This window comes from Rhizobium sp. FY34, from assembly GCF_005222845.1.
GTDB lineage: Bacteria > Pseudomonadota > Alphaproteobacteria > Rhizobiales > Rhizobiaceae > Neorhizobium.
Genome location: NZ_STFZ01000007.1, coordinates 208,555 through 230,342 on the forward strand (window position 1 = coordinate 208,555; position 21,788 = coordinate 230,342).

The window sequence follows — 21,788 nt, forward strand, 5'->3', positions numbered from 1 at the left end:
CCTTTTATTCGTCAGAACTGGATTGCCAGATGTTTGGAAAACGCGGAAACGAAGGGTTCGGAAAGCCGGCAGGCATTGCGCCTGCACCGCCGCCTGTGGCGGCTTCTGTTGCCGCGCCCGTGCGTCCAGGCCCCGATATCCTGCAGGATGGTGCCGTTTCCAGCGATATGGCGGGCTTTCGCCAATCCGTGCAAGTGCCGCCGCTGGCGCCACAGCCGGCGCCCGCCCGCAAGCGCCAGCCACGCACCGAAGGCTATTACGATACCAAGACGCAGGTGTTTTCGGCGCTCATCGATACGATCGACCTTTCGCAGCTGTCAAAGCTCGATGGCGAAAGCGCGCGCGAGGAAATCCGCGATATCGTCAACGACATCATCACCATCAAGAATTTTGCAATGTCGATTGCCGAGCAGGAAGAACTGCTCGAGGATATCTGCAACGACGTTCTGGGCTATGGCCCGCTGGAACCGCTGTTGGCGCGCGATGACATTGCCGATATCATGGTCAATGGTGCCGGCCAGACGTTTATCGAAGTGGGCGGCAAGACGATTGAATCGGAAATCCGCTTCCGCGACAATTCCCAGCTTCTCTCCATCTGCCAGCGCATCGTCAGCCAAGTCGGCCGGCGTGTCGATGAATCGAGCCCGATCTGCGATGCACGCCTTCCCGATGGCTCGCGCGTCAACGTCATTGCGCCGCCGCTGGCCATTGATGGCCCGGCACTGACCATCCGTAAATTCAAGAAGGACAAGCTGACGCTCGATCAGCTGGTCAAGTTTGGCGCCATCAGCCCGGAAGGCGCGGTTCTCCTGCAGATCATCGGGCGGGTGCGCTGCAATGTCGTCATTTCCGGCGGTACCGGTTCGGGCAAGACGACACTGCTCAACTGCCTCACACGCTATATCGATCTCGACGAGCGTATCATCACCTGTGAAGATACAGCCGAACTTCAGCTGCAACAGCCGCATGTGGTGCGGCTTGAAACCCGTCCGCCCAATATCGAGGGCGAGGGCGAGATCACCATGCGCGATCTCGTCAAGAACTGCCTGCGTATGCGCCCCGAACGCATCATCGTCGGCGAAGTGCGCGGACCGGAAGTCTTCGACCTGCTCCAGGCGATGAACACCGGCCATGACGGCTCTATGGGTACGATCCACGCCAATACGCCGCGCGAATGCCTAAGCCGTATGGAATCGATGATTGCCATGGGTGGCTTCAGCCTGCCGGCCCGAACGGTGCGCGAAATCATTTCCGGTTCGATCGATGTCATCATCCAGGCGGCCCGCCTGCGCGATGGTTCGCGTCGCATCACCCATATTTCAGAAGTCGTAGGCATGGAAGGCGATGTCATCGTCACCCAGGATCTGCTGCGCTACGAGATCGAAGGCGAGGATGCTAATGGCCGGCTGATCGGCCGTCATGTCTCGACCGGCATCGTCAAGCCGAATTTCTGGGAGCGGGCGCGCTACTATAATGAGGAACGTCGCCTCTCGGCGGCTTTCGACCAGATGGAAGTCAAGACCAATTAAGACCTTTGAGGGATGTTCGGAATGGATATGACCGTGCTGGCCCTTGCAGGCCTCGTCGCCATCGCAGCGGCGGCACTTGCCTATGGTCTTCTCTATTCCCGTATCGAGGTGGAAAAGAAGACGGCGAGCCGCGTCAGTCGTCTGGGAACGGCTGAAACCGACCGCGTCAAGGTAAAGGCCGCGCGCGACCGCGTGCAGGAAATGTCCAAGCGCCGCAAGTCCATGCAGGATTCGCTGAAGGATCTGGAACGCAAGCAGCAGGAAAAGGATAAGAAATTCGGTGATCAGAGCATCAAGGCCAAGCTGACGCGCTCCGGCCTGCCGATCACGCTTGGTCGCTTCTATGTCTATAGCGGTCTGTTTGGCCTGCTTGTCGCGTTCTTTGCGCTACTGGGAGGCATGCCGATCCTTGCGGTCCTCGGCATCGGCTTTGCCGCCGGTGTCGGCATCCCGCGATTCATTGTCGGCTTCATCATCAAACGCCGGCAGAACAAGTTTCTTGAAGAACTGCCCAATGCGCTGGACGTCATGGTGCGCTCCATTCGCTCCGGTCTGCCCTTGAACGATGCCATGCGGATGATTGCCACCGACGGGCAGGAGCCGGTCAAAAGCGAATTTCGGCGTGTCGTCGAATCGCAGCAGGTGGGCCTCAGCATTCCGGAAGCCTGTGCGCGCATGATGTTGACCATGCCACTGCCCGAGGTCAATTTCTTTTCCATCGTCATCACCCTGCAGAGCCAGGCGGGCGGCAACCTGTCCGAGGCGCTTGGCAATCTGTCAAGGGTGCTGCGCGAGCGGCGCAAGATGAAGGCCAAGGTGCAAGCGCTGTCCATGGAAGCCAAGGCATCCGCCTGCATCATCGGCGCCTTGCCGTTCATCGTCGCCACGCTCGTCTATCTGACGTCACCCCAATATATTGCCGTTCTCTTCAGCGATCCGCGCGGGCACCTGATCCTGTTGTTTTCGGGTGTGTGGATGTCGATTGGCATTTTCGTCATGCGCAACATGATCAACTTCGACATCTGAAAGCCGGGCCATGTCAGAACAACTCGCAGCCACACTGACCAATCCGGCAACGCTTCTGGCCATACTTGTGGCTGTGGCGGTGTTCGCAACCGTCTATTCTCTCGTCCTGCCGATGTTTGAGGGGCGCGATCTCGACAAGCGCATGCGCGCCGTCTCCTCCGAGCGCGAGCAGATCCGCGCGCGTGAACGGGCTCGCCTGAGTGCCGAGACCAGCCGCGGCTCCCTGCGTTCACAGAGCAGCCAGCCAGTGCGCCAGATCGTTGAGCGCTTCAACCTGCGCAAGGCGCTGGTGGATGATAATACGGTCAATCGCCTGAAGGCGGCTGGCTACCGCACGCAAAATTCCCTCAACATCTTCCTGGTCTGCCGTTTCCTTCTCCCCTTCCTGTTCCTGACGGCCGCTGCCATCTGGATTTTCGGCATGGGCAATATGGCGCAGCGGCCCTTCGCCATCCGGTTGCTGGTGACCATCGTCTTTGCCTATGTCGGCTTTTATGCGCCGAACATCTATATTTCCAACCGGGTCAGCAAGCGCCAGCACTCCATCAAGCGTGCCTGGCCGGACGCGCTGGACCTGATGCTGATTTGCGTCGAATCCGGTATATCGCTGGAAGCAGCGATGCGCCGTGTGGCGGAAGAAATGGCGCAGCAATCCCCGGAACTGGCCGAGGAAATGGTGCTGACGACGGCCGAACTTTCCTTTCTGCCGGATCGCCGCGTGGCGCTGGACAATCTTGCAGTACGCACGCAGCTTGACATCGTAAAAGCCGTCACCACGGCGCTTATCCAGGCGGAACGCTACGGCACGCCGGTCGCCCAGGCCTTGCGGGTGCTCGCTCAGGAAGGTCGTGACGAACGCATGAACGAGGCGGAGAAGAAGGCCGCCGCTCTGCCACCTAAGCTGACCGTGCCGATGATCCTGTTCTTCCTGCCGGTGCTGGTTGCCGTCATTCTGGGACCGGCGGGCATTCAGGTGGCGGATCGTTTCTGATTGTGCTGACAGTTAACCCGCTTGATCAGACGGGGGTGACAGGCAACGAATTTGCCGGAAATCCTCCAGAGCCACGGTGAAAAGATGTCTTCTCCCATTGCCTCCCCGCCCATAACCTTTCGAACCGCGACGCAAGACGATTGCGCCCATCTCGTTCTTTTCGCCGACATGGCGACACGCCGGCTGACCTCGTTTCTATGGGGACAGATGGCGGCATCAGGGCAGTCCGCGTTCGAGGTCGGACGCAACGTGATCCGCAATGCTGAAGACCATTTCACGCACTTTAGAAATTGGCGTGTTGCCGAACATCAGGGACATATCATCGGTGCGCTAAACGGATATGTGCTTCCGGAACCATCCGTATCGGCATCAAGCACACCCGATGTGGTAAAACCCTTGAACGCACTGAAGAACATCGCCGCAGGAACATGGTACATTTCGGCCGCGGCTCTTTATTCCGAGTACCAGGGCAAAGGTTTGGGCGCACGCCTGATATGGGAGGCCGAAACGATCGCAAGATCATTCGGCAAAGACCGCCTGACCCTCATGGTTGGAAGCTTCAATAACCCGGCTTATCGGCTTTATCAAAAGTGCGGTTTCACGGAATGGGCCAGGCGTCCCTTCCTTCCCTTTCCCGGTTCGGATGAGGGCGAATGGATACTCATGGTCAAGCAGCTCTAAGACCGAAGGTCTGGAAAGCCGGCTTGGATATCGTGGACGTCAGTTGGTCGCCTGCGCCTGCTTGGCCTTGTCCTTGTCGGCAAGCTTTGCCCAGGAATTCTGCTGGGCCAGCATGCCGCGCAGATAGGTCACATTGGCTTCCGCCTGGGTTTCCGACAGTTCCCGCCGGGCGATTTGCTCGGCTTCTGAAAAGCGGCCCTGCAGACCAACGACGAGCGCCAGGTTCTGGCGCACCCGGCTGTCTGCCGTCGGCAGCGCAGCTGCGGATTTGAGATAGGTTTCTGCCGTGCGCAGATCGCCTGACAGCACATAGGACATGCCGAGATTGGACATCACGCTCGGCTCGTTGGGCTGGGTATCCAGCGCTATGCGATATTTGCGGCGTGCTTCATCCGAGCGGCCAAGCTGGTCGAGAACAGCACCTTCTGCCGAATAGAGCCGCCAGTCGGGTCGGTCTGGCGTCTGGGCGCGACCGATCGTTACCAGTGCCTGTTCCAGCTGCCCGGCAGCTGCCTGGGCCTTGCCATAGGCCGCCAGCACTTCACGGTCGGATGGATTGGCGATGGCCACCTGCTGCATCACCGCAAGCGCCTGCGTATTGCGACCGTTCATGCGCAGGATATTGGCATAGTTCAGGCCGGTCGTGCGGTCCTTGGGGTTGCGATCATAAGCGGCGCCAATGCTTCTTTCGGCCACCGCCAGTTCTGGCGCGGTCATGCTGTCGATCGGCTTGGAAAGGTTGACGCTGGGAACCGAACCGGTCGTCAGCCTGTCATTTTTCTGGGTGGCGCAGGAGCCAAGCGTCAGCGCAAGAGCAGCGCAACAGACCGCCATTTGCCATGGCCGGTACTTGGCGGATATGGTTTTGGATCGGGTCATCGTCACTACTCGCGGGGTTCGGCTCGATGCGCTGACTTGTCGCTGCCGAAGCGGCGTTTGAGCTGGCGCTATCCGTAGTCAAGCAATAATCTGTTAACCCTAACAGTTCGTTAAGTTCGTTTCGAAAGCAGCTCATGGCTCCCTACCAGTTCATCGAAAGACCGTCGCCTTTTCGTCCCACCTCAGCGCCGGCGCTGACCGTTCATGCGTTGACCCCGGCGGATCTGGAAGCGGGGCACCCATCCGCGCAGGCTAGTGCCTGGGCGCGGTCTGCCGGCTTCAAGGCTGATGCCGGAAGCCTGCTTTTCTTGCCGGGAGCGGATGGAATGGTCTGCGGTGCTCTCTTTGGCCTTGGCTCCGATCCGCTCGACCAGCCCTTCATCACGGGCAAGCTCGCCCGCGCGCTGCCGGCAGGCACATGGCGGCTGGATTGTCCGACGCTTTCGCCCGAGCGCCAGGCGCTTGGCTTTGGGCTGGGTGGCTACAGCTTCGACAGCTACAAGACACCAAAGCCGATCGAGGCCTTCCTTGCTCTGCCGGAGGGGCTGGATGCGGATGAGATGGACCGGCAGTTGCAGGCAGTGTTTCTGGCCCGCGATCTGGTCAACACCCCGACCAATGACATGGGGCCGCAGGCGCTGGAGCGCGTGTTCCGCGCTCTTGGCCAGCACTATAGCGCAGATGTGAGCGTGATCCTGGGCGAGGCGCTGCTGGAGCAGAATTTTCCGTTGATCCATACGGTGGGACGGGCAAGCGCTGAGGCGCCGCGCCTTCTGGACATGCGCTGGGGTCGCAAGGGTGCAAAGCGCGTGACGCTGGTGGGCAAGGGGGTCTGCTTTGATACCGGCGGCCTCGACATCAAGCCGCCGGCCTCCATGCTTTTGATGAAGAAGGATATGGGCGGTGCGGCGAATGTATTGGCGCTGGCGCTGATGATCATGGACGCGGGCCTCGACATCGAGCTGCGCGTTCTCGTGCCGGCGGTGGAAAATTCCATATCCGCCAATGCTTTCCGGCCGAGCGATATCTATCGCAGCCGCAAGGGTATCAGCGTGCAGATCGACAATACCGATGCTGAAGGCCGTCTCGTTCTTGCCGATGCGCTTGCCTATGCGGACGAGGAAAAGCCCGATCTGATCGTGGACATGGCGACCCTGACCGGGGCTGCCCGCGTGGCGCTCGGACCAGACCTACCGCCCTTCTTCACCGATGACGAGGCACTTGCCGCAGCCCTTGGCGAGGCAAGCCTTGCCGAAGACGATCCGATCTGGCGCCTGCCGCTCTTCAAGGGCTATGAAAAGGACATCCGCGCGCGTGCCGCAGACATCACCAACGCTCCTTCGGGCGGCATGGCTGGCGCCATCACGGCAGCGCTCTTTCTCAAGCGCTTCGTCTCTGCCAGCACAAGCTGGGTGCATTTCGATATCTACGCCTGGTCACCTAGTGAAAAGCCGCATGCTTCGATTGGCGGTGAGGCGCAGGCCATTCGTGCTCTCTACCGGCATATCCGCTCGCTTGCCTGAAGCTTCTTGCGAAGTCGCTAGTGGAATGAATTTGACATTTGATATCCGTTTGCGGCACGCTCTTCGATCAAATGTCAAATTCGAAAATTCCACTAGAAACATGGTCTTGCTAGTGGTTCTTATGATTGCGACATTTGCTCACGAGGGTGCTGCTAAGGAATGCAAATGTCGGAATCGAACCACTAGTTTCGAAAGAATATGTGGCAAAGGCATCATGGTCTGGAGTTGTCATGCCCGCTGAACTGACCGCGACACAGGCGCTCGGCCTCTGGCACCGGGTTGCGCTGGAGCAGGTTCGGCGGGATGCGCATGATCTGAGCCTGCGCCAGATCTCCATCCTGCTGCATATCTATCTGGTGCCTCCACCCCACACGGTGCGAGGGCTTGCCGCCACGCTGGGCGTCACGAAACCGGTCATAACCCGTGCGCTCGATACGATGGGCACGCTGCAATTGGTGGATCGCGCCCGTGATCCTGACGACCGGCGCAACGTCATCATCAAGCGCACGGTCGCTGGCGCGCTCTATCTCGATAAACTGGGCGATCTCATCCGTACCGAGGCGCGCCGCACCACAGCCTGAGGAGGTTTACCCCATGTCCCAGCCGCTCGATCGCCGCCTGCATGCCTTTCGTGCCGATCTGGCCGATGCGAAGCTTCAGGGCCGCGTGGAGGCGCAGCGTTTCACCGAAGGTGAGCCTGCCATGGTTTCGGCGCCGGTGGCAGGCCTGCGGCCCGCAGCGGACCTTCTCCGTGGCATTGATACGCAACTTCTGTTTGGAGAGCCCGTGCGTGTCTTTGACAGGCGTGATGGCTGGGCCTGGGTGCAGGCCGATGAAGACGGCTATGTCGGTTATCTGCCAGACGACCAACTCGCAGAGGTGACCCCGCCAACCCATTGGATAACGGTGCCGCGCACCTTCGTCTATCCCCAAGCCGAACTGCGCCAGGTACCGCTGCAGACGCTGTCCATGGGCAGTCGCGTCACCGTCACGGGCGAAGCGGAAACGCGCGGTACACGCTATCTGTTGCTGGCGACCGGCGGGGCCATCATTGCCCGCCACAGCCTGCCGATCGGCGAATGCCCGACGGTCGACTATGTTGCCATCGCCGCCGAATTTCTCGCCACGCCCTATCTCTGGGGTGGACGCTCCGGCTTCGGCATTGATTGCTCCGGCCTTGTGCAACTGGCCATGATGATGGCCGGGGTGAAGGCGCCGCGCGATTCCGATATGCAGGCGGGCTTCGGCACACCCGTGGACCGCGCTGAGTTGCAGCGCGGCGATCTCGTCTTCTGGAAGGGTCACGTGGGCATCATGGAAGACGGCGAGACGCTGTTGCATGCCAATGGCCATACGATGACCGTGGCGCGCGAAAATCTCGATGCCGCCATTGCGCGCATCGGCTGGCTTTATCAGCAGCCGACCGGTTTTCGCCGGCCGGGCTGAAAAGACAGCCCTGCCGTGTTCACGCAATCGTTTCGCGCCAGCATGGCAAGCGGCAAAGAGAACGCCTACATGATGGATCATCAAACCGGCCATCCATAACGGCAGGAGCAAGATCGCATGAGCCGCCAGATGAAACTGATGATCACCGCAGTGCTTAGCCTTGCTTGCGCCGTGCCGGCTGTAGCGCAGGAGCGGGCAGGGCAACCCAGTTGGGGCAATCCGGCGCCGGCCTTCAAGGATCTGCCCGGCGTGGTGCCGGAAGCGGCGCGGGTGAAGCAGAAGGATGCCGAGAGCGCCGATTGCACGACGGCAACCCAATACAGACGCTGGCGCAGTGGCGATGCCTTCCCAGACTTCCCCGTGCAGGTCTATCGCTGCGAAAAGAACGGCATTGTCTATTCGGGGCGCAATATGCCGGACCGTCCCTGGGTGCCGGGCCTCAACCCCGTCGAATTGCCAAGGGAGTAAGTACCTTCTAACGAAGCCGATCGTATCGGCTTACCGTGTCCAAGCACTGGACAACAAAAAAGCCCGGCGAACCGAGCTTTTTTGTTTTGGCATTTCAAGTCACTAGCGTGACCAGAAGGAATTTGGTGCCCAGAAGAGGACTCGAACCTCCACACCCTTTCGAGTACCAGCACCTGAAGCTGGCGCGTCTACCAATTCCGCCATCTGGGCGACGAGGAGCCATGTACTGGTCCCTGCTTCGGCTGTCAACGACCTTTTTGAACTTTCTGTGTCAGTCTCGAAATTTCTTGCTGCAACTGCGTGATATACCGGATTGAAACCCCGCAATTACGGGCTTTCGCTGCCTTCCGGCTTTACAGCATTTTTTGTGCGGTCCAGATGCCCGAGATCGCGTTCCGGGTCGGTCAGGTCGCGCACGCGCTGTTTCAGGTCCTTGGGTCCGGGAAAGCCGCCATCGCGCACGCGTTCCCAGATGAGTTCGCCATTCACCCGGATTTCAAAAATGCCGCCGCTGCCGGGCAGCAATGCCACTTCGCCCAGCGTCTCGCCAAAGGTCTGCAGCAGTTCCTGCGCCATCCAGGCAGACCGCAGCAACCAGTTGCACTGGGTGCAGTAGTGAATGGTGATGCGTGCCTTCTCTGTCATGTCGCGGCTCCTTCTCGTTCATTATGGCTGTCATCCTCTATAGCCGCGGTCACCTGCGCCGTCGCCGGTCTTTGAGCCCCGTGACTGCCAAAATTCCGGCTGAAAGCGGACTATTCGAATATAATAAAATCCTCTTGCTGCTCCGCTGCCCCTTAAGTAAACTTGTATTAACGATCAAAAATGGGAGAGGGTGTCATGTACAAATTTGAGGTTTACAAGGACAAGGCCGGCGAATTTCGCTTTCGTTTCAAGGCCTCCAATGGCGAGCAGATGTTCGGGTCGGAAGGCTACAAGGCCAAGGCCTCGGCCTTGAAGGCCATCGAATCCATCAAGAAGAATGCGCCGGATGCGGATGTGGATGACCAGACAGTGCCTGCCGCCTGAAGACGACCGCACTTGAAAAACCGTTGCTCCGGCGCGCGTCGGCCTGTCGTGATAGGCTGCAAACTCGACGCAGCTCCGGGCTGGTTAGCGTCAACTCCGCAGGCTGAATGCTTGCGGGGCTCTGCTGGGGCACATCGCGTCAAAAGCCCTGAAACAGAAAATCCGTTGCGGCGGTGATATCGTCTGCGCGCGCGGAAAGGTCGGCCACGAGCATGCCGATCTCCGCGGAAGGAACAGTGCCCATGAACTCCGTCAGCATCACATAGACGGTGTCATTGATCTCAAAGCGCGGGTTGAGGCGAGGTATGAGCTTGGCCACGTCCGTGATCGGCACCAGCGGCGCCATCACGCGGGTTTGAAGGCCATCAAACAATGTGCTCTGGAGGTCTATGGCCAGGCCCTCACTTTGAGCCATGCGATAGACTTTGAACCGTGCCATTAGAACAGCCGATATTTGGCGAGCGGCAGCCCGTGTTTCGCCACATAGTCATTCGCCGCCTGGATTGCCTCGGCGTTTTCAATCTTCCAGAGCCGTTCCTTTTCGGCTTTCACGGCGCGCGTAATGCCATCAGTTGCGGCTTGCGACACGTCGAGCTTCAGGTCGCGGGCTTCCGAAAGCAGCCGCTCGTCCACTTCTATGCTGCTTTGTTTGCGAGACGTCTGCGCCATGAAAAAATCCGGCCTCCCTGTGAGAAGCCGGATTATGCGGTAGATGGTCCGGCTTGAGAAGCCTATTCGTCGCTCATCTTCAAGGCCGCAATGAACGCTTCCTGCGGAATTTCGACCTTGCCGAACTGGCGCATGCGCTTCTTGCCGGCCTTCTGCTTGTCCAGAAGCTTGCGCTTGCGGCTGGCATCGCCGCCGTAGCACTTGGCGGTTACGTCCTTGCGCATGGCCGAAATCGTTTCGCGCGCGATCACATTGCCGCCGATGGCAGCCTGGATCGGGATCTTGAACATGTGGCGCGGGATGAGGTCTTTCAGCTTCTCGCACATGTCGCGGCCACGCTTTTCGGCAGCCGAGCGGTGAACGAGCATGGACAACGCATCAACGGGCTCGCCATTGACCATGATCGACATCTTGACGAGATTGCCCTCGCGATAGGCATCGAGATGGTAATCGAAGGAGGCATAGCCCTTGGAGATCGATTTCAGCCGGTCGTAGAAATCGAAGACCACTTCATTGAGCGGCAGCTGATAGGTCAGCATGGCACGCTTGCCGACATAGGTGAGTTCGGTCTGGATGCCGCGGCGGTCCTGGCACAGTTTCAGAATCCCGCCGAGATAATCGTCGGGCGTCAGGATGGTCGCCTTGATCCATGGCTCATGGATTTCCGAGATGCGCACCACATCCGGCATGTCGGCCGGATTGTGCAGTTCGCGCTCGGTGCCGTCGGTCATGAACAGCTTGTAAACGACGGAAGGTGCCGTTGCGATGAGGTCGAGGTCGAATTCGCGCTCCAGGCGCTCCTGGATGATTTCCAGATGCAGAAGCCCGAGGAAGCCGCAGCGGAAGCCGAAGCCGAGTGCAGCCGAGCTTTCCATTTCAAACGAGAAGGAGGCGTCGTTCAGGCGTAGCTTGCCCATGGCCGAACGCAGGTCTTCGAAATCGGCCGCATCGACAGGGAAGAGGCCGCAGAATACCACCGGCTGCGCCGGCTTGAAGCCCGGCAGCATCTTGGCGGTCGGGCGCTTGTCTTCGGTAATGGTGTCGCCGACACGCGTATCGGCCACTTCCTTGATCGAGCCGGTAAAGAAGCCGATCTCGCCGGGACCAAGCGAATCCACCGCCAGCATTTTCGGTGTGAGCACGCCGACGCGTTCCACATTGTATTTCGCGTCCGTGCCCATCATGCGGATCACCTGGCCCTTGGCCAGCACGCCGTCCAGCACGCGCACCAGAACCATGACGCCGAGATAGGTGTCGTACCAACTATCGACCAGCAGCGCCTTCAGCGGGCCCTTCTCGCCGGCTTCGCTCGTCGGTGCCGGCAGCTTGTGCACGATGGCTTCCAGTACGTCTGGAATGCCAAGGCCGGTTTTGGCCGAAATCAGCACCGCTTCGGAAGCATCGATGCCGATCACTTCCTCGATCTGTTCCTTGATGCGCTCGGGTTCTGCGGCCGGAAGATCGACCTTGTTCAGAACCGTGACGAGTTCGTGATTGTTGTCGATGGCCTGATAGACATTGGCAAGCGTCTGGGCTTCCACGCCTTGTGAGGCATCCACGACCAGAAGCGAACCTTCGCAGGCCGACAGCGAGCGCGAGACTTCATAGGCAAAGTCCACGTGGCCGGGCGTGTCGATGAGGTTCAGCACATAGGTCTCGCCGTTGTTTGCCTTATAATGCAGGCGCACGGTCTGGGCCTTGATGGTGATGCCGCGTTCCCGCTCGATATCCATCGAGTCAAGGACCTGCTCCGACATATCGCGTTCGGCAAGGCCGCCGGTCGATTGGATCAGGCGGTCTGCCAGTGTCGATTTTCCATGGTCGATATGGGCGACGATGGAGAAATTGCGGATATGGGTCAGGGGCGTACGATCAGTGCTCATGGCTCGCGCATATAGCAGCGAGGCGTTTCATCGCCTAGCGGGAAATTTGAAGTAAATGCGAGATGGAAGGGCCATTGGGCGGATTTCTTGCTGCCAAAGGCTTGGATCCATGGCCTTTTGGTCGGTCCTAGGGCGTGGCCTCGCCGTCGCGTGCCAGTGCCTGCGGGTCTGTCAGCGTTGCGGCATTCGGCAATTGGGCGCTGCGCAGTTCGAAAGTCTCGCGCTCCTTGCTTGGTACCGGATCGCGCTGGGCAAGTCGTTTTAAGACGAAACCGGCGTAAAGAATGGCCACCAGCATGGCCGCGCCAATGAAGGTCTTTTGCCCAAGGATCGGCGTCAGCGCGGTGACGGCCAGCGGCACCACGGTTGCTGCCGCAGACCAGGCGACCAGCAGCGTGCTCGACAAGGGCACGTAATCACCGGGATCGGCCCGGTCGTTCGCATGGGCATTGGCAATCGAATAGATCGTTTCCACTGCGCCTGCAAACACCATGAAGACCAACATCAGCACGATCATCTGCGAGAAAGACGTGAACAGGGCGGCGGTGGCAGCCCCGGTAATGATGATGCAGGTGATCAGCAGCACCCGGCGGCGGTCCATGCGATCGGATAGAATGCCGAGCGGATATTGCACGAAGAGCAGACCGGTTTGCATGACGAACATCAACAGCGCCACCTCGCGCTGCGACACAGCGTTGACGGCTGCATAGATCGGCACGAAACCCTGCACGACCATGGAAAGCCCGCCGGAGGCCAGCACGCCGATCAACCCGACCGGTGAGATGCGCCAAGCCATGGCGACATCGACATTGACACGCGCCGGCGCCGGCGGATTGGGCAGGCGCGTCAGGCCGATCGGTAAAATGGCAAGTGCCGTGAAGAAAACGGTCAGAAGCGGAGTGAGATTGCCGCTGGTGGGGATCTGGCCGAACAGCCAGGCACCGCAGCCGAGCCCCAGCACATAGGCCATATAGAAGAAGGACATGGCCCGACCGCGCCAGGCATTGGAGGCGGCATGGTTCAGCCAGCTCTGGGCGATGATGAAATTGCAATTGGCCGCAGCGCCATAAAGGCCACGCGCCAGGATCCAGTAGATCGCCGGAAGATCTGCGGCAATGATGACGGCGGCCAGAATGACAATGGCCATGGAACAGGCAAACAGTCGGGCATGCCCCACCCGTTGGATCAGCGGCCCAGACACCACGCAGCCGATCAGGCCGCCGAAGGCAACCGCGGTCACCGCGGCGCCCGGCGCCCAGCCTGCCGCCTCCGAGCGTGTCAGCATGAAAGGCGCATAGGCAAACATCAGCCCGCTTCCGATCGAAGCAGTCGTCATCGACAGGACGATGCTGGCGATCGACAGGGGTGAGGCACCGGCGGACGGGTGGGTGGACATGGGGTGATACTCCGAAAAGCAGCCGGCGCCGCAGATCTTCTCCCTGCAGCACGACTGTTAGATTAGCAAGGGCACAGGTCCCTGCGCTATCGCGGAACCGCCGCATCGCCGTCGCTTCGGATATGTGCCTTCCTCTGATAAAGCCACTTGACTCTATGATAAGAGAATTCCATGATCTTATCATGGAAAATGAACAACAAGCATCAGATCTTCAGGTCGGGGAACGTCTCAAGATCCTGCGCAACCGCCAGTCTTTCACGCTCGACCGGCTGGCTGCTGCATCGGGCGTCAGCCGGGCCATGATCTCGCGCATCGAGCGCGAGGAGGCGAGCCCGACGGCCGCCCTCCTGGCGCGTCTCTGCGAAGCACTCGGGCTTTCGCTTTCGGCCTTTTTTGCCCCCGACGAGCCGGCATGTGCGCCGCTCATCCGCCATGCACAGCAGCGCCTGTGGCGTGATCCAGTGAGCGGCTATCTGCGCCGCTCCGTCTCGCCGCCGGGCGTGGCGTCACGGGTGGATATCGTCGAGGTGGAATTTCCGCCCGGCGCCCGCGTCAGCTTTCCGCCGCGCGAAGAAAGCCGCGCCATGACGCAGCATATCTGGCTGTTTGAGGGTGTGCTCGACATGGAATTGCCGGAGGTGACGCATCGGCTGCATCCCGGCGATTGCCTGTTCATGGATATAGGCGATGCCTTTTCCTTTCATAACCCCTCCGATCAACTCGCAAGATATGCGGTCGTGCTCGACCGCGGCCGCTGACAGAGAAGCTCTATGATACATATCCGCATTATCACTGCCGAAGAGGCGGGCCCCTTCATCCCGGATCTCTGCGAGGTCCTCTCCGATTGCATCCAGGGTGGCGCGTCGCTCGGCTTCATGCTGCCCTTTGCACCCGAAGATGCCCGCAGTTACTGGCAGGACGTGCTGGCAAGCGTCAAACGTGGCCATACCATCCTGGCCGTTGCACAGCGTGACGGTAAGGTCGTCGGCACCGTGCAGGTGGGGCTGGCGCAAAAGCCCAACCAGCCGCATCGCGGCGATCTGATGAAACTGCTGGTGCATCGCAGTGCCCGTGGCCTTGGCCTGTCACGCAAGCTGATGCAGGCCGTGGAAGACGAGGCGGCAAGCCGCGGCCGTACCATCCTGGTGCTCGATACGGCAACCGGCAGCGATGCGGAAGCCATCTATCCGCGTCTGGGCTGGCAGCGTGCTGGTGTCATTCCAGATTATGCGCTCTGGCCGCAGGGTGGTTTTTGCGACACGACTTTTTTCTACAAGCGCATCGCTTGAGAATGCCTCTCTAGGCTCTGCGCGGGCATGCCCGGCAGCAATGCCGCGTGAGGCCCGGAAGCCTCATGCAAAGAGGGGCCGCACGAATGCAGCCCCTGCAGTGTGTCGGATCACAGATTGCCGTTGCGCTGCTGGATCATCATGAAGGTGTCGAAGCTGTAGTCTGCAATCTGCAGCCACAGATAGCCATCCTTCTTGAAAGCCTGCTGGCTGTCGTAGATCTTCTTGAAGGCCGGGTTGGCCGCAGAAATTTCCGCATAGGTTTCCTTCGCCGCCTTGTAGCAGGCTTCCATAATGTCCTGGCTGAAGGGCTTCAGAACAGCACCTTCGGCCACCAACTGGCGCAGCGCCTTGGCGTTCAGCGAGTCATACTTTTCCAGCATCAGCGCGTTCACGCGGGCGCAGGCGTCCGTCAGCACGCGCTGATAGGCCTTCGGCAGGGCGTTGAACTTTTCCAGGTTGAAGAAGGCGTGAACCGTCGGGCCGCCTTCCCACCATGCGGGATAGTAGTAATACTTGGCGACCTTGTAGAAGCCCAGCTTGTGATCGTCATAGGGGCCGACGAATTCGGTTGCGTCAATCGTGCCCTTTTCCAGCGCAGCATAGACATCGCCGCCGGCAATCTGCTGCGGCGTCACGCCCACCTTGGTCATTACCTGGCCTGCAAGGCCGGCAATGCGCATCTTCAGGCCCTTCAGATCGTCAACGGTCTTGATTTCCTTGCGGAACCAGCCGCCCATCTGCGCACCGGTATTGCCGGCCGGCAGGGCGAAAAGATTGTGGCCTGCGAGGAATTCGTTGAGTAGCTCGTTGCCGCCGCCAACCGAGAACCAGGAATTGGCAAGCCGTGCATTGAGGCCGAAGGGAATGGCTGTGCCCAGCGCAAAGGTCGGATCCTTGCCGACATAATAATAGGAGCAGGTATGCGCCATCTCGACGGTGCCGGCAGCAACCGCGTCAGCGGCTTGCAGCGGCGGAACGATCTCGCCGGCGGCAAAGGTCTGGATCTGGAATTTTCCGCCGGTCGCTTCCGATACGCTCTTGGCGATTTCCGTCGCCGAGTTGAACAGAACGTCAAGGCTCTTGGGGAAAGACGACGTCAGACGCCAGGTGATCTCGGGATTTTCCTGGGCAATGGCGGGGGCGGCAAGCGCGGTCGCGGCCGCCGCGCCAACACCGGCGGCGCCGGCCTGGCGGAAGAAGGATCTGCGGTTCATGAACTTTAAGCCTTTGATTTTCACGTCATGCTGAGCAAAAGCCCAGGCTGGCCGCTCGTAAACCATTTTGTTGCGGTGCCTGCAAGCCGAAATGGCGAAAGATTGCGCATCTGCACGCCTGCCGGCGCTGTTCCTTTCGTCTCTGAGGGGCTGTTTACATAATCGGAATGCGGGCGATTTAACGCTTGAAGTTTTTCATCGGTGAACTAGATTTAGAATAATTCTAAAAAAGGTTTGCCATTATGATCAACCTGTTTCGCGGCAGTGGCCGTCGCGCCTTCGATAGTCTCTCGGAAGCGGAAATTCTGGCTCTGGCCATCTCGTCGGAGGAAGAGGATGCGCGGATCTACCAGTCCTATGCTGCAACGCTTGCCCCCACGGCACCCGACAGCGCCAAAGTGTTCCGCGATATGGCGGAGGTGGAGCAGGCGCATCGCAATATGCTGATCAGCCAGTTTCGCCAGCGTTTCGGCGAGGATATACCGCTCATCCGGCGTGAACATGTGCGCGGCTTTTACCAGCGTCGGCCGGATTGGCTGATGACCAATCTGTCGCTCGATACGATCCGCGCCCAGGCAGAGCTGATGGAGGCGCAGGCCTTCCGCTTCTATACGGAGGCGATCAAGCATGTGACGGATGCCTCGACGCGCCAATTGCTGGGCGATCTGGCGCTTGCCGAGCAGGGCCATGGCGAAATCGCCCAGATGCTGGGGAATAAGCACGCGCCGGAGGATGTGCGCCAGGAAGAGGAACAGAGCCGCCATCGGCAGTTCGTGCTCACTTATGTGCAGCCGGGTCTTGCCGGGCTTATGGATGGTTCCGTCTCCACTCTTGCGCCGATTTTCGCGGCAGCCTTTGCCACAGGCGATACCTGGTCCACCTTCCTCATCGGTCTTTCCGCCTCGGTCGGTGCCGGTATCTCGATGGGCTTTACGGAAGCCGCGCATGATGATGGAAAGCTGTCCGGGCGCGGTTCGCCGCTGAAACGCGGCCTTGCCTCGGGCATTATGACCACGGTTGGCGGATTGGGCCATGCACTGCCCTATCTCATTCCGCATTTCTGGACGGCCACCATTGTGGCCGCCATCGTCGTCTTCGTCGAACTCTGGGCCATCGCCTTCATCCAGAACCGGTATATGGAAACGCCGTTCCTGCGTGCGGTCTTCCAGGTCGTTTTCGGCGGCTCCCTTGTTCTCGCGGCCGGCATTCTGATTGGGCAGGGGTGAGGAGCGGTTGGCCGCAGGCCAAGCAATCGATCCTGTGAATCGATTGCAGCGACGAACGCTCCTCGAGCCTGAAGCGAAGGGCCGGGGGCGCATGCGACACGATAGCCGGCACCCTGCCGGCCACAAAAAAAAGGGCCGGCAAGCCGACCCTTTCCTTCATACTGTGCCGCTTGGTATCAGCGCAGCGCGCCCACCAGAATGTCACGACCATCTTCAATGGTCACCCAGCGGCCGGTGTTGAACGAGGCCTGGCGCTTGAGGAACGTGTAGTTGGTATCCGTCCAGAGCTTCACGTCGTCTGTCAGGTTATCGAGAATGAAATCGCCTTCCGATGTGCGCACCGTCAGCACCGCATGGCCTTCGCCGTCCGGCTTGCGCACCACGGTGATCAGCAGGTCTGCCACCGAAAAGCCCTTTTCTGCCAGTTCCTTGCGCTTTTGAAGCACAAAGTCTTCGCAGTCGCCGGCAGTTGTCGGATAGGCCCAGACTTCTTCGCGACCATAGATCTCCATGTCGGTGCGCGCTTCGTAGCGCGCATTCACGGCGGTGTTGATCTCCTGGATCATGTCCCAGCCATATTCGGTCACCTTGGCGGGCAGGGAAGAGGGCAGGCGAATGCTGCACTCATCCTTGTGAGTCTGGCAGAATTCATAATGTCCGATGGGCTGCGAGGTGATGTTGCCCGTCACCATATGCGCAAACGGCCGCGATGCGGGCATAGCCACGGAGGCGGGCGCAATCGCCAGAGCGAGGATCGCGGCAAACATCCGCATCTTGTGGGCATTCATCATGGACCCGTCCCTTTAAATCCTAACGAAACGTTAAGAGCCTCCGGGTTGGGGTGTCAATTATGAACAGAGTATTAACAGGATCTGTCGCAATTTATGGTTAAGATCGCGACATTTTAGTCTAGGCTTATAAAGTGGGCGACATGGCTCATGGGCACGCCAGGGCAAGTATGGCCGCACGCATCCGCTCTATGTCCTGCGGGCGCGACAGGCGGTGGTCCCCGTCGCGGATCAGTGTCAGCACAACATCATCGGCGGGCAGGAACTCCATCAGCTTCAAGGCATGCGCATAGGGCACATCTTCGTCCCGCATGCCTTGCAGGATATGCACCGGGCAGCCGCTTTCGATCATGCCCTGCAATACGCGGTTTTTCCGCCCGTCCTCGATCAGGGCACGGGTGAAAATGTTCGGCTCTGAACTGTATTCGGATGGTTCCTCAAAATAGCCGCGCTCTTCCAGCGAGCGCTTTTCCTCATCCTTCAGGGCCGGCTCGATGAGGTCGCTGGTAAAATCGGGGGCGGGCGCAATGAGGACGAGACCGCGCACCTTCGGTGCTTGTTCCTGCTTGCGCAGCTCCTCAAGTGCACGAAGGGCAATCCAGCCGCCCATGGATGAGCCGACGAGAATGATCTCAGATGTCGGATGTGCGGCAATGACCGCCAGCGTTTCAGCGAGCCAGCGTGAAATCGTGCCATCCCGGAAGGCGCCGCCCGATTGGCCGTGGCCGGAATAGTCGAAACGCAGGCAGGCAAGCCCTTGCTCTTCAGCAAGTCTGGCCAGTTCCGCCGCCTTGGTGCCGGTCATGTCTGACCGGTAGCCGCCCAGCCAGACCAGCATGGGGCCGCGCGCCAGTTCACGGGCTTCCTGATAGAGTACGGCGATCTCCCGGATATCGCCAGCCTCGCCGACCAGGATTGTCTTTGGTATGCCGTCAAGGGGGGTATCCGTCATGGCCTGTCTCCGTATTTACTGCGCCCCCTATAAAACAGATTCGCAAAATCCCGACAGCAGGTGATTTCTCTTCGCGAATATGCTATTGACATCGCATCAGCGTTGACGACATTGCCCGCACATTTAGCCGAGCGCAGTGATTGCCGCTGGGATCCGAAATCATTCGAGGAGAATACGACCATTCGCAGACCTTTCAAAGCCGACGCTCCAGTCAAGGACGGGCCGCGCTCCAACCGGGAAATCCGCGTCCCTCGCGTTCAGCTGATCAACGCAGAGGGCGAAAACCTCGGCCCCGTGCCGACCGATCAGGCGCTCAAGATGGCGGAAGATGCAGGTCTCGACCTGGTTGAGATCTCGCCCAACAATGATCCGCCGGTTTGCAAGATCCTCGACCTGGGCAAGCTGAAATACGCCAACCAGAAGAAGGCGGCCGAAGCACGCAAGAAGCAGAAGATCGTCGAAATCAAAGAAATCAAGATGCGTCCGAACATCGATACCCATGACTATGAGGTGAAGATGAAGGCGATCAACCGTTTCTTCGAAGATGGCGACAAGGTTCGCGTGACCCTGCGTTTCCGCGGCCGAGAAATGGCGCACCAGGAACTGGGCCTTAAGCTTCTCTTGCAGGTCAAGGAAGACACGGCAACAATCGCCAAGGTGGAAGCCGAGCCCAAGCTCGAAGGCCGCCAGATGATGATGGTGCTGGCCCCTCGCTGAGGCCGGCATATCAGCTTTTCCGGCGCAGCAGTCTTCCGGCTGCTGGCGCGGATGCTGTTCGATTTTTCCCCATTGCGCTTTTGACCGCCTGTCGGTATAAGCGCCCGTCCGAACGGTCCGGCAGGGCATGCCGTGGCCGTTCTCGAATAGCTTGAAGCTCGCCTTTCGTCAGCGGGTTTCGATACAAGATATGGAGTAGCAAAATGCCCAAGATGAAGACGAAATCGGCTGCCAAGAAGCGGTTCAAGATCACCGCCACCGGCAAGGTCGTCGCTGCCGCCGCCGGCAAGCGCCACGGCATGATCAAGCGGTCCAACAAGTTCATTCGTGACGCTCGCGGCACGATGGTTCTGGCCGAACCGGATGGCAAGAAGGTCATCAAGAACTACCTGCCGAACGGTCTCTGAGACCATTTCGCTTATTGGATCAGTTAAGGAGATCATGACATGGCACGCGTAAAACGTGGCGTAACTTCCCGCGCCAAGCACACCAAGACCCTCAAGGCAGCCAAGGGCTTCTACGGCCGCCGCAAGAACACCATCCGCGCCGCCAAGGCTGCTGTGGATCGTTCGCGCCAGTTCGCAACGCGCGACCGCAAGGTCAAGAAGCGCAACTTCCGCGCTCTGTGGATCCAGCGTATCAATGCTGCTGTCCGCGAATTCGGCCTGACCTATGGCCGCTTCATCGACGGCCTGAACAAGGCTGGCATCGAAGTGGACCGCAAGGTTCTGTCTGACATGGCAATCCATGAGCCGGCCGCTTTCGGCGCGCTGGTCGAAGCCTCCAAGAAGGCTCTCGTCTATCTCAAGGATGCCGGCACCACCAACGAGTTTGAAAGCGCGGTCAAGTAACCAGCGCTTCCCAAACGAATTCTGGTATTGGGAAACCCGCGCTGGCAGGCTGGCGCGGGTTTTTCTATGTGATCTGAGGCCGTCTTCAGAAAGGCGGCGAGGTAAAAAGGGCAGGAAACGGAAAATGTCCGATCTCGACAGTTTGAAGACGCAGCTTCTGGCAGATATCGCATCGGCTGCCGATGAGCCCGCCATTGAGGCGGTGCGCCTTGCAGCCCTTGGCAAGAAAGGCTCCGTTTCCGAGCTTTTGAAGACGCTGGGCGCCATGACGCCGGAAGAGCGCCAGAGCCGGGGTGCAGCGATCAATGCGCTGAAGACCGAAGTGACGGAAGCGCTGTCCGCCCGCAAGATCGTGCTGCGCGATGTGGCAATCAACGCCCGGCTTGCCGCCGAGACGCTGGATGTGACACTGCCGGTGCGCTCGTCGCCGGCCGAGCGTGGCCGTATCCACCCGATCAGCCAGATCGTCGATGAGATCACCGCCATTTTCGCCGATATGGGTTTCTCGATCGCCGAAGGGCCGGATATCGAGACCGACTATTACAATTTCACGGCGCTGAATTTCCCGGAAGGCCATCCGGCCCGCGAGATGCACGACACTTTCTTCTTCCCGCCGGATGAAAACGGTGACCGCAAGGTGCTGCGCACGCACACGTCTCCGGTGCAGGTGCGCACCATGGAAAACCAGAAGCCGCCGATCCGCATTGTCATTCCCGGCAAGACCTATCGCCAGGACAGTGACGCCACCCATTCGCCGATGTTCCACCAGGTCGAAGGCCTTGTCATCGACAAGAAGAGCCATGTCGGCAATATCCGCTGGGTTCTGGAAGAGTTCTGCAAGAGCTTCTTCGAGGTCGATAGCGTCACCATGCGTTTCCGCCCGTCCTTCTTCCCGTTTACCGAGCCAAGCTTTGAGGTGGACATCCAGTGTGACCGCTCGTCCGGCCCGATCGTCAAATTTGGCGAAGGCTCGGATTGGATGGAAATCCTCGGCTGCGGCATGGTGCACCCGAATGTGCTGCGCGCCGGCGGGCTTGATCCGGATGAATATCAGGGCTTTGCCTGGGGCATGGGCCTCGACCGCATTGCCATGCTGAAATACGGCATGCCCGACCTGCGCGACTTCTTCAACGCCGATGTGCGCTGGATGAGCCATTACGGTTTCCGCCCGCTCGACATGCCGACGCTGTTTGGTGGGTTGAGCCAGTAAATCCGGCAAGGAGGATAG

25 protein-coding genes and 1 tRNA gene are annotated in these 21,788 nt (G+C 59.6%); 16 read left to right on the forward strand and 10 right to left on the reverse strand.

The genetic code is table 11. The features are described from left to right. Window positions 1-29: 29 nt before the first annotated feature. From E8M77_RS05800 to E8M77_RS05815, 4 genes are read left to right on the forward strand one after another with little or no spacing between them, the layout of a single operon-like run. Complete coding sequence (locus E8M77_RS05800) at window positions 30-1,529, forward strand: CpaF family protein (protein ID WP_137129671.1); 1,500 nt, start codon at window positions 30-32, stop codon at window positions 1,527-1,529. 12 nt (window positions 1,530-1,541) lie between these two features. Next, window positions 1,542-2,555, forward strand: coding sequence for a type II secretion system F family protein (locus E8M77_RS05805; protein WP_137129672.1), 1,014 nt, complete (start codon window positions 1,542-1,544; stop codon window positions 2,553-2,555). Window positions 2,556-2,565: 10 nt separating this feature from the next. Then, window positions 2,566-3,546, forward strand: a complete 981-nt coding sequence (locus tag E8M77_RS05810) for a type II secretion system F family protein (protein ID WP_137129673.1) — start codon at window positions 2,566-2,568, stop codon at window positions 3,544-3,546. 51 nt (window positions 3,547-3,597) lie between these two features. Beyond that, window positions 3,598-4,227: a GNAT family N-acetyltransferase gene (locus E8M77_RS05815; protein ID WP_246659140.1), complete on the forward strand. Its 630-nt coding sequence runs from the start codon at window positions 3,598-3,600 to the stop codon at window positions 4,225-4,227. 39 nt (window positions 4,228-4,266) lie between these two features. On the opposite strand, the gene E8M77_RS05820 is transcribed toward E8M77_RS05815, so the two are convergent. Continuing rightward, the gene (locus tag E8M77_RS05820) at window positions 4,267-5,061 is read right to left on the reverse strand and encodes a tetratricopeptide repeat protein (protein ID WP_137129758.1); all 795 of its coding nucleotides are present in this window, start codon (window positions 5,059-5,061) and stop codon (window positions 4,267-4,269) included. A gap of 179 nt (window positions 5,062-5,240) precedes the next feature. Here E8M77_RS05820 and E8M77_RS05825 point away from each other — a divergent pair, with 179 nt between their 5' ends. From E8M77_RS05825 to E8M77_RS05840, 4 genes are all read left to right on the forward strand, one after another. Beyond that, complete coding sequence (locus E8M77_RS05825; protein WP_137129674.1) at window positions 5,241-6,629, forward strand: leucyl aminopeptidase family protein; 1,389 nt, start codon at window positions 5,241-5,243, stop codon at window positions 6,627-6,629. Window positions 6,630-6,859: 230 nt separating this feature from the next. Beyond that, the gene (locus tag E8M77_RS05830) at window positions 6,860-7,210 is read left to right on the forward strand and encodes a MarR family winged helix-turn-helix transcriptional regulator (RefSeq protein ID WP_137129675.1); all 351 of its coding nucleotides are present in this window, start codon (window positions 6,860-6,862) and stop codon (window positions 7,208-7,210) included. A gap of 13 nt (window positions 7,211-7,223) precedes the next feature. Beyond that, window positions 7,224-8,075 (forward strand): NlpC/P60 family protein, encoded by an 852-nt coding sequence (locus E8M77_RS05835; protein WP_137129676.1) that lies wholly within the window; start codon window positions 7,224-7,226, stop codon window positions 8,073-8,075. Between the two features lie 117 nt (window positions 8,076-8,192). After that, entirely contained in the window at window positions 8,193-8,543 is a 351-nt protein-coding gene (locus E8M77_RS05840) for a hypothetical protein (protein ID WP_137129677.1), read from the forward strand. A gap of 123 nt (window positions 8,544-8,666) precedes the next feature. On the opposite strand, the gene E8M77_RS05845 is transcribed toward E8M77_RS05840, so the two are convergent. Next, window positions 8,667-8,753 (reverse strand) — tRNA-Leu (locus E8M77_RS05845). 117 nt (window positions 8,754-8,870) lie between these two features. Continuing rightward, entirely contained in the window at window positions 8,871-9,188 is a 318-nt protein-coding gene (locus E8M77_RS05850) for a SelT/SelW/SelH family protein (protein WP_137129678.1), read from the reverse strand. 195 nt (window positions 9,189-9,383) lie between these two features. On the opposite strand from E8M77_RS05850, the gene E8M77_RS05855 reads away from it, so the two are divergent. Then, window positions 9,384-9,572 (forward strand): YegP family protein, encoded by a 189-nt coding sequence (locus E8M77_RS05855; protein ID WP_137129679.1) that lies wholly within the window; start codon window positions 9,384-9,386, stop codon window positions 9,570-9,572. 139 nt (window positions 9,573-9,711) lie between these two features. On the opposite strand, the gene E8M77_RS05860 is transcribed toward E8M77_RS05855, so the two are convergent. The 4 genes from E8M77_RS05860 to E8M77_RS05875 all read right to left on the reverse strand — a co-directional run bounded on the left by E8M77_RS05860 (window position 9,712) and on the right by E8M77_RS05875 (window position 13,520). After that, complete coding sequence (locus tag E8M77_RS05860; protein ID WP_137129680.1) at window positions 9,712-10,011, reverse strand: CcdB family protein; 300 nt, start codon at window positions 10,009-10,011, stop codon at window positions 9,712-9,714. Further along, window positions 10,011-10,241, reverse strand: a complete 231-nt coding sequence (locus E8M77_RS05865; RefSeq protein WP_137129681.1) for a type II toxin-antitoxin system CcdA family antitoxin — start codon at window positions 10,239-10,241, stop codon at window positions 10,011-10,013. The genes E8M77_RS05860 and E8M77_RS05865 overlap by 1 nt, the downstream gene beginning before the upstream one ends. Window positions 10,242-10,303: 62 nt before the next feature. Continuing rightward, entirely contained in the window at window positions 10,304-12,124 is a 1,821-nt protein-coding gene (gene lepA / locus E8M77_RS05870) for a translation elongation factor 4 (protein ID WP_137129682.1), read from the reverse strand. A 127-nt stretch (window positions 12,125-12,251) separates the two neighbouring features. After that, a complete protein-coding gene (locus tag E8M77_RS05875; RefSeq protein WP_137129683.1) occupies window positions 12,252-13,520 on the reverse strand; it encodes an MFS transporter in 1,269 nt (422 codons plus the stop codon). Window positions 13,521-13,702: 182 nt separating this feature from the next. Here E8M77_RS05875 and E8M77_RS05880 point away from each other — a divergent pair, with 182 nt between their 5' ends. Next, window positions 13,703-14,278 (forward strand): helix-turn-helix transcriptional regulator, encoded by a 576-nt coding sequence (locus E8M77_RS05880; protein WP_137129684.1) that lies wholly within the window; start codon window positions 13,703-13,705, stop codon window positions 14,276-14,278. 12 nt (window positions 14,279-14,290) lie between these two features. Then, window positions 14,291-14,809 (forward strand): GNAT family N-acetyltransferase, encoded by a 519-nt coding sequence (locus E8M77_RS05885; RefSeq protein WP_137129685.1) that lies wholly within the window; start codon window positions 14,291-14,293, stop codon window positions 14,807-14,809. A 110-nt stretch (window positions 14,810-14,919) separates the two neighbouring features. On the opposite strand, the gene E8M77_RS05890 is transcribed toward E8M77_RS05885, so the two are convergent. Next, window positions 14,920-16,026: a TRAP transporter substrate-binding protein gene (locus E8M77_RS05890; protein WP_137129686.1), complete on the reverse strand. Its 1,107-nt coding sequence runs from the start codon at window positions 16,024-16,026 to the stop codon at window positions 14,920-14,922. A gap of 242 nt (window positions 16,027-16,268) precedes the next feature. Here E8M77_RS05890 and mbfA point away from each other — a divergent pair, with 242 nt between their 5' ends. Next, a complete protein-coding gene (gene mbfA, locus E8M77_RS05895) occupies window positions 16,269-17,252 on the forward strand; it encodes an iron exporter MbfA (RefSeq protein WP_137129687.1) in 984 nt (327 codons plus the stop codon). Between the two features lie 176 nt (window positions 17,253-17,428). On the opposite strand, the gene E8M77_RS05900 is transcribed toward mbfA, so the two are convergent. Continuing rightward, the gene (locus E8M77_RS05900) at window positions 17,429-17,971 is read right to left on the reverse strand and encodes a transglutaminase-like cysteine peptidase (protein ID WP_246659150.1); all 543 of its coding nucleotides are present in this window, start codon (window positions 17,969-17,971) and stop codon (window positions 17,429-17,431) included. Between the two features lie 217 nt (window positions 17,972-18,188). Next, window positions 18,189-18,992 carry an alpha/beta hydrolase gene (locus tag E8M77_RS05905; protein ID WP_137129688.1) on the reverse strand — a complete coding sequence of 268 codons (804 nt, stop codon included), beginning with the start codon at window positions 18,990-18,992 and terminating at the stop codon, window positions 18,189-18,191. Window positions 18,993-19,172: 180 nt separating this feature from the next. Between E8M77_RS05905 and infC the strand changes: the two genes are divergently transcribed. The 4 genes from infC (at window position 19,173) to pheS (ending at window position 21,770) form a co-directional block, all read left to right on the forward strand. After that, the gene (gene infC, locus E8M77_RS05910) at window positions 19,173-19,709 is read left to right on the forward strand and encodes a translation initiation factor IF-3 (protein WP_137129760.1); all 537 of its coding nucleotides are present in this window, start codon (window positions 19,173-19,175) and stop codon (window positions 19,707-19,709) included. 203 nt (window positions 19,710-19,912) lie between these two features. Further along, entirely contained in the window at window positions 19,913-20,116 is a 204-nt protein-coding gene (gene rpmI, locus E8M77_RS05915) for a 50S ribosomal protein L35 (RefSeq protein WP_037079683.1), read from the forward strand. 39 nt (window positions 20,117-20,155) lie between these two features. Then, entirely contained in the window at window positions 20,156-20,560 is a 405-nt protein-coding gene (gene rplT / locus E8M77_RS05920) for a 50S ribosomal protein L20 (protein ID WP_137129689.1), read from the forward strand. A 124-nt stretch (window positions 20,561-20,684) separates the two neighbouring features. After that, entirely contained in the window at window positions 20,685-21,770 is a 1,086-nt protein-coding gene (pheS, locus tag E8M77_RS05925; protein WP_137129690.1) for a phenylalanine--tRNA ligase subunit alpha, read from the forward strand. The last annotated feature ends 18 nt before the right edge of the window (window positions 21,771-21,788 follow it).